The 11,844-nt window shown below is 74.4% G+C and carries 9 protein-coding genes; 7 read left to right on the forward strand and 2 right to left on the reverse strand.

From position 1 onward, the window contains the following. Nucleotides 1-61: 61 nt before the first annotated feature. Together MCAG_RS15080 and MCAG_RS15085 are read right to left on the reverse strand one after the other, a co-directional pair. Nucleotides 62-1,273, reverse strand: coding sequence for a hypothetical protein (locus tag MCAG_RS15080; protein WP_007073851.1), 1,212 nt, complete (start codon nucleotides 1,271-1,273; stop codon nucleotides 62-64). Then, a complete protein-coding gene (locus tag MCAG_RS15085) occupies nucleotides 1,270-1,800 on the reverse strand; it encodes a SigE family RNA polymerase sigma factor (RefSeq protein WP_007073852.1) in 531 nt (176 codons plus the stop codon). The genes MCAG_RS15080 and MCAG_RS15085 overlap by 4 nt, the downstream gene beginning before the upstream one ends. A 168-nt stretch (nucleotides 1,801-1,968) precedes the next feature. On the opposite strand from MCAG_RS15085, the gene MCAG_RS15090 reads away from it, so the two are divergent. The 7 genes from MCAG_RS15090 to MCAG_RS15115 all read left to right on the forward strand — a co-directional run bounded on the left by MCAG_RS15090 (nucleotide 1,969) and on the right by MCAG_RS15115 (nucleotide 11,713). Then, a complete protein-coding gene (locus MCAG_RS15090; RefSeq protein WP_036373540.1) occupies nucleotides 1,969-3,756 on the forward strand; it encodes an HSP90 family protein in 1,788 nt (595 codons plus the stop codon). A gap of 9 nt (nucleotides 3,757-3,765) precedes the next feature. Further along, nucleotides 3,766-6,318 (forward strand): hypothetical protein, encoded by a 2,553-nt coding sequence (locus MCAG_RS35925; protein WP_007073854.1) that lies wholly within the window; start codon nucleotides 3,766-3,768, stop codon nucleotides 6,316-6,318. Beyond that, nucleotides 6,245-6,604, forward strand: coding sequence for a tetratricopeptide repeat protein (locus MCAG_RS34850; RefSeq protein ID WP_232290184.1), 360 nt, complete (start codon nucleotides 6,245-6,247; stop codon nucleotides 6,602-6,604). Before MCAG_RS35925 ends, MCAG_RS34850 begins: the two co-directional genes overlap by 74 nt. Before the next feature lie 101 nt (nucleotides 6,605-6,705). After that, on the forward strand, nucleotides 6,706-7,329 hold the full coding sequence (locus MCAG_RS15100) for a TetR/AcrR family transcriptional regulator (protein ID WP_036373542.1): 624 nt from the start codon (nucleotides 6,706-6,708) through the stop codon (nucleotides 7,327-7,329). Between the two features lie 105 nt (nucleotides 7,330-7,434). Then, nucleotides 7,435-8,772, forward strand: a complete 1,338-nt coding sequence (locus MCAG_RS15105) for an acetyl/propionyl/methylcrotonyl-CoA carboxylase subunit alpha (RefSeq protein WP_036373545.1) — start codon at nucleotides 7,435-7,437, stop codon at nucleotides 8,770-8,772. Nucleotides 8,773-9,035: 263 nt separating this feature from the next. Then, nucleotides 9,036-9,938 (forward strand): hydroxymethylglutaryl-CoA lyase, encoded by a 903-nt coding sequence (locus tag MCAG_RS15110; protein ID WP_165949791.1) that lies wholly within the window; start codon nucleotides 9,036-9,038, stop codon nucleotides 9,936-9,938. A gap of 242 nt (nucleotides 9,939-10,180) precedes the next feature. Further along, entirely contained in the window at nucleotides 10,181-11,713 is a 1,533-nt protein-coding gene (locus MCAG_RS15115) for an acyl-CoA carboxylase subunit beta (protein WP_007073859.1), read from the forward strand. The last annotated feature ends 131 nt before the right edge of the window (nucleotides 11,714-11,844 follow it).

The following is an 11,844-nucleotide window of genomic DNA, read 5'->3' on the forward strand; positions in this document are numbered from 1 at the left end:
CGCGCGGCTGACCCGCTGACCCGCGCGGCTGACCCGGCTCGCTGGCCTGCTGGCCCGTCGGTCAGCCGGCCAGCGAGATCACCCCGGTCAGCTTTCGGACCACCCCGGTGACCTCGCCGGTGTCGGGTCGCCAGCGGATCAGCCCGCCGGGCTGCGTCCGGAGCAGCACGGTCCCGTCGGATTCCCAGCCCTGCACCTCACAACAGCCCTTCCACCGGTCCCGGCCCAGGTCGAGCAGGTGGGTCACCGAGCCGGTCCGGCTGTCCAGCACGGCCACCCCCTCGATCCCGTCCGCGCCGCCGTTGGCGATCCAACCGGACCGGGCCACCCGGTCGCCCCGCTGCCAGCCACGGCCGTAGAACTCGACGATCTGGTACGGCAGCACCGGCTCCGCGCTGCGGACCGGGTGCTGCGTGCGTATCGTGCCGTCCGGCACCGACCTGGTGCGGAGGGTGAGGCGGTCCCGGACGCCGGTGACCTCGACGAGCATTCCGCCCGGGGCGGCGGGGTCCGGGGTCACCAGGCCCCAGGGCGAGACGGCGATCTGGTCGGCGGTGCCCGTACCGGGGTCGAGCAGGTAGGTGTTCCGGTCGTCGCCGACCAGCAGTCGGCCGCCCGACCAGACGACGTGTTCCAGGTAGCCGGCGAGCGGCAGTCTCCGGACGGCGGCGGTGGTCAGGTCGACCACCAGTACCGCGCCGGTCTGCGCGAACGCCGCGAACCGGCCGTCCGGGGAGAGGCTTCCGGTCTTGAGCGGCACCGCCTCGTTGCCGTCGGCGTCCCGGGTCGGGGCGAGGGTGACCACGTCGAGGGCGCGCACCGTGCCGTCGTCGCCGAGCACCCGGATCTGGCCTGCGACTCCGGTGTCCGGGTCGACCGGTTGCGCCAGCGCCAGCGCCCGGCGGACCGGGCGGCGGGAGAGCGGCACCGTGGCCGGGTCGCCGATCCGTCCGAGCGGGTCACCCGGGTAGGCCAGGTCGGCCGGCATCCGCCGCACGGGTGCGGTGTCCGGCACCGGAGTGACCGGGGCCGTCGGGCCAGGCGCGGCGGAGGCGGGGTCCGCCGGGGGCAGCCCGGCGGAGTGCCGCAGGGCCAGCAGTGTCCCGCCGGTGACCAGGGCGATGGCCAGGACGACGGCCAGGGCGACGGCACCGGCGGCGCGTCGGGCGCGCTGGGTCCGGCCGGCCCGCTGCCAGGCATCCATCGCAGTCCGGGTCGGCCGGATGTCCTCGGTGGCGACCGTCAGCAACCGGCGTAGCTGCTGCTCCTTCATCGATTCACCGCCAATCCGTCGTTAAGGTCGTCGTCCCGGCCGAGTTCCGGAGCCACCTCGCGTAACCGGCGTAGGGCCGCATGACACTGGCTCTTGACGGTGCCGACGGTGACGCCGAGCACCTCGGCCGTGCCCGCCTCGGTCAAGTCCTCGAAGTAGCGCAGCACGACGACCGCGCGCTGGCGGGGCGGCAACTGCCCCAGCGCGTCGTGCAGCGCGATTCGCAGCGCTCCGTCGCCGTCGAGGGCCACCTGCTCGGGCGGGTGTTCACTGGGTCGTTCCCGGCGGCCACGCCGCCACCACGACACCGCGTCGCGGTAGAGGATCACCCGGACGTACGCGGCCGGGTCGCCGTCGCGCACCGAGGGCCACCGCAGTGCGAGTTTGATCAGCGCGTCCTGGAGCAGGTCCTCGGCCTGGTGCCGGTTTCCGCAGATCAGGTACGCCGCGCGGAGCAACTGGTCCTGGTGGCGCTCGACGAAGGCGACGAAGCTGTCGCGTCTGTCGTCGGCTGTCGTCGGTCCCATGCGCTCCCCCCGGCCGGGGCGCCTGCGCCCGTCAATAGGCAGACGCCCGGCGACCCACAATTTGGTTGGGCGGTCCGGGCCTCGTTGTTCCCGGGGTGACGGGGGCAGCCACGCGTCGGTGATCACCGGTACGGTGAGCTGCCGGCATCGGACCGGGGAGCAGCAGCGTTGGACCGCACCTTCCAGGTCGACCTCCGAGGCGTGGTCGATCTACTCAGCCATCATCTGTACGGCAGCCCACGGGTCTACATCCGTGAGCTCATGCAGAACGCCGTGGACGCGATCACCGCGCGCCGGGCGAGCGAGCCTGACGCTCCGGCTCTGGTGCGCATCGAGCCGCCGGAGCTGACCGCCGACGGGACGCTGCGGGTGCACGACAGCGGCATCGGCCTCACCGAGGCCCAGGTGCACGAGCTGCTGGCCACCATCGGCCGCAGCTCCAAGCGGGACGAGCTGGGCTTCTCCCGGCACGAGTTCCTCGGTCAGTTCGGCATCGGGCTGCTCTCCTGCTTCCTGGTGGCCGACGAGATCCGCGTCGTCACCCGGCACGCCGGCGAGCCGACCGTCCTCTGGACGGGGTACGCCGACGGCCGGTACGCCGTCGAGGCCGCGCCGGCCGGGCAACAGCGCGTGGAGCCCGGGACGACCGTGACGCTGGTGCCGCGCCGCGCCGCCGACCAGTGGTTCGCCACCGCGACCGTCACCGAGCTGGCCCGGCTGTACGGGTCGCTGCTGCCGGTCACCGTCCGGGTCGGCGACGTGGTCACCACCACGGGCGAGCCGCCCTGGCCGACCGCCCCGGGTACGGGCCTCGACCGTCCGGCCCTGACCCGGTACGCCCGGCAGCTCCTCGGCGTCGAACCGTTCGACGTGGTGCCCCTGTCGGTGCCCGAGGCCGGCCTGACCGGCGTCGCGTTCATCCTGCCGACCCCGGTGAACCCGGCGGCGCGGGCCGGGCACCGGGTGTACCTCAAGCGGATGCTGCTCACCGAGCACGCCGACGGGCTGCTGCCCGACTGGGCGTTCTTCGCCCACTGCGTGGTGGACGCCAGCGAGCTGCGACCCACCGCCAGTCGCGAGGCGCTCTACGAGGACACCCTGCTCACCGCAACCCGGGACGCCATCGGCGAGCAGGTGCGCGGCTGGCTGGTCCGGCTGGCCCGGCACGACCCACGCCGGCTCGCCGAGTTCCTCCAGGTGCACCACCTCGGCGTGAAGGCGCTCGCCGTGCACGACGACGAGATGCTGCGCCTGGTCGACCAGTGGTGGCCGATGGAGACGAACGTGGGCACCCTCACCCTGGCCGAGTTCCGGCGGCGTCACGGACTGCTCCGGTACGCCGCCAGCCTGGACGAGTTCCGCCAGCTCGCCGCCGTCGCCGCCGCGCAGGACCTCGCGGTGGTCAACGCCGGGTACACGTACGACGCCGAGCTGATCGAGCGGTTGCCGACGGTGGACCGGTCGGTGCTCATCGAGCGGCTGGAGCCCAGCGACCTGACCACCCGCTTCGACGCCCTCGACCCGGCCGTGGAGCTGGCCCTGCGGCCGTTTCTCGCCGGGGCGCAGCGGGCGCTGGAACGGCTCGGCTGCGAGGTGGTGATGCGGGCGTACGACCCGGTGTCGCTGCCCGCGCTCTACCTGGTCAGCCGGTCGGCGGCGTTCAACGACCAGCTCGCCGCCACCCGGGACCGGGCCGACGAGCTGTGGGGCGGGGTGCTCGACGCGCTCGCCGCGTCCGCCCCGCCCGACCGCCCGCAACTGGTGCTCAACCACCGCAACCCGCTGGTCCGCCGGGTCACCACCCTCGACGACCCGGAGCTGGTCGGGCTCGCCGTCGAGGCGCTGTACGGGCAGGCCCTGCTACTCGGGCACCACCCCATCCGCGCGGCCGACGCCGCGCTGCTGAACAGTTCCTTCCTCGGCCTGCTCGGCCGGGCCGTACCGGGACGGGAGTGAGGGTCGCCGATGAGTGACGACGAACTGTGGCGGATGCTGCACGAGAGCACCGGCATGCCGTACGGCGTCGGGCGCACGGCCGCGCTGGAGCAACTGCTGCGCCGCGCAGACGGCGGTGACGACCGGCACTTGGCGTTCGCCGTCCGGATGCAGGCCACCACGGGGTACGTCTACGGCGGCGAGCCGGCCAAGTCCTTCGTCACCTTCTCCTGGTGCCTGGCCGAGTTCGACCGGGACCCGCAGCCCTACCACCAGCGCTACGCCCACCAGCTCCTCTGGCACTTCAAGTACATGGTCAACGCCATGCTGAAGTTTCCCGAGCTGCCGCTGGACCGCACGTACGCGGTGCTCGACGACATGGAGCGCCGGTACGCCGACGCGGGGCACAGCCTCCAGGCCGTGCACAAGCACCGCTACCTGGTGGCCGACCACGTGGGCGACGCCGAGGCCGCCGAGCGGTGGTACCGGGAGTGGCTGACCGCCCCGCGAGACGAGCTGTCCGACTGCGCCGGCTGCGACCCCACCACCCAGGTCGCCCACCTCGCCGACGTCGGCCGGCACGACGAGGCGGTGGCGCTGGCCGAGCCGGTCCTCGCCGGCCGGCTGACCTGTACGGAGCAGCCGCAGGCGATCCTCACCGCGCTGCTGGTGCCGTACCTGCGCACGGGTCGGGCCGATGCGGCGCGGGACGCGCACCGGGAGGCGTACCGGCGGCTGCGGGGCAACCTGTCGGACCTGTGGGACATCGGCGACCACGTCGAGTTCTGCACGCTGACCGGCAACGAGGCGCGGGCCGTGGAGATCGTCGAGCGGCACCTGGACTGGCTGGATCGCGCGCCCACCCCGGCCGCCGCGATGCACTTCGCGGCGGCGGCCTCGGCCGCGCTGGGCCGCGCGGCCGAGGCCGGCGACGTCGCCCTGCACCGGCGGGCGGCCGGCGACCGTCCGGCGGGCGAGGTGTCCGCCGCCGCGCTCGCCGCCGAGCTGGCCGCCACGGCTACCGCGCTGGCCGAGCGGTTCGACGCCCGCAACGGCACGGCCCACCAGTCGGAGTGGGTCGCCCGGCGGCTGGCCACCGGGCCCGGCGAGCACCTGCCGCTGTCGGCCAGCCTGCGCAATCGCCCGGCCCGGCCGCCGGAGCTGGCGGCGGCCCCGGCCCCGGCGGTGACCGTGCCGGCCGAGGCCACCGCCGACGAGCTGCTCGATCTGGCCGACGACTGCTGGCGTACGCACGACCGTGCGGGGTTCGCCGCCGCGCTGGCCGCCTACGACGGGCGGTTCGGCGCGAGCGGTCAGCCGGCCCGGACGGCGGCTCGGCGGCTGGAGCTGCGGGTCGGCGAGCTGACCGACGCCGACGGCCCGCAGGCGGCGCAGGAGGCGAACCGGGCGGCGCTGGCCGCGTACCGGGAGCTGTCGGACGAGGTCCGGGAGCAGGTGGTCGCCGGCCGGCTCGGGGTTCTGCTCTGCCTGACCGGCGACGGCGAGGAGGGGCTGGCGCTGGCGCGAGGCTCCGCGGACTTCCTTGCCGGGCACGGCGACGTCCGGGAGCGGGCTGCCGCGTACGACCGGCTCTCCCTCGCGCTGGCGCACCTACAGCGCTGGGAGGAGGCGCTGGTCGCCGCCGATCGGGCCGCAGCCGAGGCCGACGGCGACCCGTGGCTGGCCGCCCGGGTGGCGCTGCACCGCGCCCACGTGCTGGAGGAGTTGGAGCGGCCGGCGGAGTTCCGGGCGGCGGCCGAGCTGGCCCGCCGGCTTGCCCGGGAGGTGGGCGTGGGTGAGCTGGTCACCGCCGCCACCCTGGCGTACGCGCGGGCGACGGACGACCCGGCCGAGCGGGTGGCCGCCTGCGACGAGGCATTGGAGACGGCCCCGGCGCAGGCCCGGTTGCCGGTGCGGGTGTTCCGGGCGCGGGCCCTGCTGGGCGCGGACCGGGCGGCCGAGGCGGTGGAGGACTTCGCCGAGGCGGTGACCCTCTGCGTGGAGCAGGGCGCCGACGGGGACGCCTTCCTTCGCTGGGAGCTGGCGAACGCGTACCGGGTTGCCGGGCGGGCGGCGGAGGCGGCCGAGGTGGCGGAGGAGGCGGTGCTCGGGCTGGACCGGCTCGGGGCGCAGGCCGAGGCGGACCGCTGCCGGCACCTGCTGGCCGGGATCTACGTCGACCTCGGGGAACTGGACCCGGCGTTGGTTCTGCTCGACCAGCTCGCCCGCAACCTCGACGGGCCGGACAACCTGCCGCACCGGGCGCAGGTGCTGGAGGAGGCCGGCGGCCTGCTCTACGACGCCGACCGGGACGCGCTGGCCGCGCAGCGGTTCGCCGAGGCGGCTGCCGCGTACCGGCTGGCCGGGGCGCTTGGTCGACGAGCTGCGCGCCCGCCGCCGGGAGGCGGAGGCCCTGAACTGGTCCGGGGACGTGCCGGCGGCGGTCCGCGCCGTCGAGGTGGTGGACGGGCTCGCCGCCGCGCTGACCGGTCGGCCGGAGCAGCCGCCGGTGGTGACGTACGAGGTGGGGCTCGCGGCCGAGGCCGGGGCCCGGGTGCTGGCCTCCGACGACCGGCCGGCTGAAGGGCTGGACCGGCTGGCCGGGGTGCCGGCCCGGCTGCGGTCGATCGAGGCGTTCGGCGAGGCGGCCCGGGTGGAGCTGCTCGGCTGCGAACTGCTGGTGCGCGCCGGCCGGCCGGGCGAGGCGGAGCCGCTGCTGCGGGAGGTGCTCGGCGGCCTGCCCCCGGGCTCCCGTCCGGCGGCCCAGGCCGCGTGGCTGCTCGCCCGGGTGCTCGACGAACTGGGCCGTCCGGACGAGGCGGCGGCGGTCCGTGCGGAGCACGGCCTGGCCGGCGACGACGACGACTGACGGCGGCCCGACCGGCGGTGGTGCCCGGCCGGGCGGCCGGTGGGGCGACCGACGGGTAACCGAGGCGACGTCCCGAACCGCGCCAGGTCTACGCTTGCCCGGTGACGGTGGAACAGCGGGCACGGGGGTCGGCGGGCGGCGTGGCTGGCAGTGGGCGACGGCGGTCGCGACGGGACGAGATCCTGGAGATCGCGGTCGGGCTCTTCGCCGCGCGGGGCTACCACGGCGTGTCGATGGACGACATCGGCGCGGCGGCGGGCGTCACCGGCCCGGCCCTCTACCACCACTTCGCCGGCAAGGAGGCGATGCTGGCCGCCGCGCTGATTCCGGTCAGCGAGGGGCTGCTCGACGGCGGGCGGGAGCGCGCCGCCGGCCACCCCGACGACCCGCGCGGCGCGCTGGAGTCGCTGATCGACTTCCACGTCGAGTTCGCGCTGGCCAACCCGGCCGTGATTGCCCTGCACCTGCACGAGCTGGACCGGCTGCCGGACGAGCCGCGTCGCCGGATCCGTCGGCTCCAGCGGCTCTACGTGGAGCAGTGGGTGACGGTGCTGACCGCGCTGCACCCGAGCCTGCCCGACGGCGAGGCGCGGGTGTTGGCGCACGCCGCCTTCGGCCTGATGAACTCGACGCCGTTCCTCGGCGGCGAGGTGGACCGGCAGCGGCGGGCCGCCCTGCTGCGCGCCGCCACCCTGGCCGCCCTGCTCGCCGAGGCCGACGCCTGAGCCGCTGGCCCGACACCTGAGCCGATAGCCGAGGCTTGACTCGTGGACGACCCGTCACCCATGGTTCCCTGGCATCGTCCCCACCCCTGGACGCTGGAGGAGAACATGATCGAATCGCTGCTGGTGGCCAACCGCGGCGAGATCGCCCGTCGGATCATCCGAACCGCGAACCGGCTCGGAATCCGCGCGATCGCGGTCCACTCGGAGGCCGACGCCGGCCTGCCGTTCGTGACCGAGGCCGACGAGGCGGTCTGCGTGGGCCCGGCCAACCCGGCCCAGAGCTACCGGAACGTCGAGGCCATTCTCGCCGCCGCCAAAGCGACCGGCGCGCAGGCGATCCATCCCGGGTACGGCTTCCTGTCGGAGAACGCCGACTTCGCCCGTACCGTCGAGCGCAGCGGGCTGATCTGGGTCGGACCCGGCGCGGACGCGATCACCGCGATGGGCGACAAGATCAACGCCCGGAACCTGATGGCGGCGGCCGGGGTGCCGGTCGCAGCCGGCACCACCGAGCCGGCCGCCGACCTCGACGCGGCGGTCGCCGCAGCCGCCGGGATCGGTTACCCGGTGATGGTCAAGGCCGCGGCGGGCGGCGGCGGCATGGGCATGGGCGTGGCCGCCGACGAGGCCGCGCTGCGCACCGAGTACGACAAGGTGCGCGCGTTCGCCGAGCGGATGTTCGGCGACGGATCGGTGCTGATCGAGCGGTACTTTCCCCGGGTACGCCACGTCGAGGTGCAGATCCTCGGCCTGGCCGACGGCCGGGTGGTGGCGCTCGGCGAACGCGAGTGCTCGGTGCAGCGGCGCAACCAGAAGCTCGTCGAGGAGTCCCCGTCTCCGGCGGTGTCGCCGGAGCTGCGGGCGCGGTTCCTGGCCGCCGCCGTGCGGGCCGGCGAGGCGGTCGGCTACCGCAACGCGGGCACGGTCGAGTGCCTGCTCGATCCCGCCACGCAGGAGTTCTTCTTTCTGGAGATGAACACCCGGCTCCAGGTCGAGCATCCGGTCACCGAGCTGGTCTACGGCGTGGACCTGGTCGAGGAGCAGCTACGGGTCGCCGCCGGCCTTCCGCCGACGTTCGACCCGGACGCGCTCGCCCCGCGCGGCCACGCCATCGAGCTGCGGATCAACGCCGAGGACCCGAAGCGCTTCCTGCCCGGCCCCGGCGCGATCACGACGTGGCGCGAGCCGGGCGGCGAGGGCGTCCGGGTCGACTCCGGCTACGTCGCCGGCAACACCGTGACCCCGTTCTACGACAGCCTGCTGGCCAAGTTGATCGTCAACGGCAGGGACCGGGCGGAGGCCGTCGAGCGGGCCCGCGCGGCGGTCGCCGCGTTCGAGGTGGCCGGCCCGAAGTGCAACCTCCCCTTCTTCGCGGAACTGCTGGAGAACGAGGAGTTCCTTTCGGGCGACTACGACACGGGCATCGTCGGCCGGATGCGCTGACCGCCCCGACGCGTAGGTGATCAAGAGGTTCGCCCTGGCGTGAACCCGCGACGTCGACGCAAGTCTCTCGATCAACCTCGCTGGGTGGGCGGGCCGGGCTCGATCCAGTAGGTGAGGGACCTTGCGGCCCTGACCCCCAGGTGTTCTGGTTCCCTGGAGGGACCACCGGCCGTCCGGCGTCGCCCGTCGGCCGTCCCCACGAGGGGCGGCGGCGCGACGACACCCCGGCGGCCCGATGTCACAGCGAGGTGACCATGAGCCAGATGCCAGCGGCGGTGTCGATCCGGGAGGTCGGGCCGCGCGACGGGCTCCAGAACGAGGAGCCGATCCCGACCGACGCCAAGGTGCGGCTGATCGACGCGCTCTCCGCCACCGGCGTGCGCCGTATCGAGGCGGTGTCGTTCGTGCACCCGAAGGCGATCCCGCAGATGGCCGACGCGGACGAGGTGTGGCGGCGGGTCGCGAGGGCCGACGGGGTGCGGTACTCGGCGCTGGTGCCCAACACCCGGGGTGCGCAGCGGGCCCTGGCCGCGGGGTTCACCGAGATCGAGGTGGTCGTCTCGGCGAGCGACACGCACAACCGGCGTAACGTCAACCGGTCCACCGAGGAGTCGCTCGACGACATCGCCGAGCTGATCGACCTGCTGCACGGGGCCGGCGCGACCGTCGAGGTGATCGTGGCGACCAGCTTCGGCTGCCCGTATGAAGGGGACGTCGACCCGGCGCGGGTCGCCGGCATCGTCGACCGGGTGGTCCGCGACGGCGCGGACCGGGTCGCCTTCGGCGACACCACGGGCATGGGCACGCCGCGCCGCGTCCGCGAGCTGCTGACCGCGGTACGCGACCGCGACGCGCGCGTCCCCGTGCTGCTGCACTTCCACAACACCCGGGGCACCGCGCTGGCGAACCTGCTGACCGCCCTGGAGCTGGGGGTGACCGAGTTCGACGCCAGCGTCGGCGGCCTCGGCGGCTGCCCGTACGCGCCGGGGGCCAGCGGCAACCTGGCCACCGAGGAGGCGGTGCACATGCTGCACGACATGGGCATCGACACCGGCATCGACCTGGCCGCCCTCATCGAGGCGGCGGAGCTGGCCGAGCAGCTGCTCGGCAAGAAGCTCCCCTCCGGAGTCCTGCGCGCCGGCCCGCGCACCCGCCTGGCCGGTTGACCGGTGCGCAGGGGCGTGGTCGCCCCTGCGCACCGGTGCCGCTCAGCCCGCGGCCACAACGCCCGGTTCTGGGCGCTGGTCGGGCGCCCCGGCGCTCGGCCTCGCCGAGCCCGACGGTGGTGTCTTCCCACTCGCCCCGGGGGTCGCCGACCGGGCGCCGGATGAGCTACCCTAACGATCGTTCAGGGCGGTCGGTGTGCCCGCGCGGCGGCCGGCACGGGTGGCGGCAATGGGGAGTCGGCGTGACGCTCGACGGTGAGGCACTGGAACAGCTGCGCAAGCGCGCCGGGGCCGGCGGTGCGGACAAGTACCACGCGGCGAACGCCGCCAAGGGCAAGCTCTTCGCCCGCGAGCGGGTGGCGCTCTTGGTCGACGAGGGCTCGTTCGTCGAGGACGGCCTCTACGCCAACGCGCTGGCCGAGGGTCTGCCGGCCGACGGGGTGGTCACCGGCACCGCCACCATCGACGGCCGGCCGGTCTGCCTGATGGCCAACGACTCCACGGTCAAGGCGGGCAGTTGGGGCGCGCGTACCGTGGAGAAGATCATCCGGATCATCGAGCGGGCGTACTCGACCGGCGTCCCGATGGTCTACCTGGTCGACTCGGCCGGCGCGCGGATCACCGACCAGGTCGACCTGTTCCCCGGCCGGCGCGGGGCCGGCAAGATCTTCTGGAACCAGGTCCGCGCCTCCGGCTCGATCCCGCAGGTGTGCGCCCTGTTCGGGCCGAGCGCGGCCGGCGGCGCGTACATTCCAGCGTTCTGCGACGTGGTGGCGATGGTCGACGGCAACGCGAGCATGTATCTCGGCTCCGACCGGATGGTCGAGATGGTGACCGGCGAGAAGACCACCCTGGAGGCGATGGGCGGGGCGCGGGTGCACTGCGCCGAGTCCGGCGTCGGGCACTTCCTGTGCAAGACCGAGGCCGAGGCGCTCGACGTGGTCCGGCGCTACCTGTCGTACCTGCCGGCGAACTGGACCCAGCCGCCGCCGGCCGTCGAGGCGATCCCCGCGCCGGCCAAGGTCGACCTGGCCGCGCTCGTGCCGGCCAGCGAGCGGCAGGCGTTCGACATGCGCCGGTACGTCAAGGGCCTGCTCGACGACGGCAGCTTCTTCGAGATCCAGGCGCTCTGGGCCAAGGAGCTGACCATCGGCTTCGGTCGGCTCGACGGCGAGGTCGTCGGCGTCGTCGGCAACAACTCGATGTTCAAGGGCGGGGTGCTCTTCGTCGACTCGGCCGACAAGGCGACCCGGTTCGTGCAGCTCTGCGACGCGTTCAACGTGCCGCTGCTGTTCCTGTCCGACGTGCCCGGGTTCATGGTGGGCAGCGCGGTGGAGAAGCAGGGCATCATCCGGCACGGGGCCAAGATGATCACGGCGATCTCCGAGGCGACCGTGCCGAAGATCTGCGTGGTGGTGCGCAAGGCGTACGGCGCGGGCCTCTACGCGATGGCCGGTCCCGGCTTCGAGCCCGACGCGACGATCGCCCTGCCCACCGCGAAGATCGCGGTGATGGGGGCGGAGGCGGCCGTCAACGCCGTCTACGCCAACAAGATCGCCGCCATCGCCGACGAGACGGAGCGGGCCGCCTTCGTCGCCGCCAGGCGCGCCGAGTACGAGCGGGACATCGACGTCGTCCGCCTCGCGAGCGAGCTGGTGGTCGACACGATCGTCGAGCCGCGCGACCTGCGCACCGAGCTGGTCCGCCGCTACGCCGCCGCCCGCACCAAGGACCGGCACTTCTCCCGCCGCCGGCACGGCGTCACCCCGGTCTGACCCTCCGTCGCGCCCGGGGCCCGCACCACCACCGCGACGCGCCACACCACCGCGACCGCCCGCACCACCCCGCGACCGCCCGCACCATCCCGCGACCCAGGACCACCCCATCCGCCGGTGTCACGAGCGTC

Source organism: Micromonospora sp. ATCC 39149, assembly GCF_000158815.1.
Lineage (GTDB): Bacteria > Actinomycetota > Actinomycetes > Mycobacteriales > Micromonosporaceae > Micromonospora.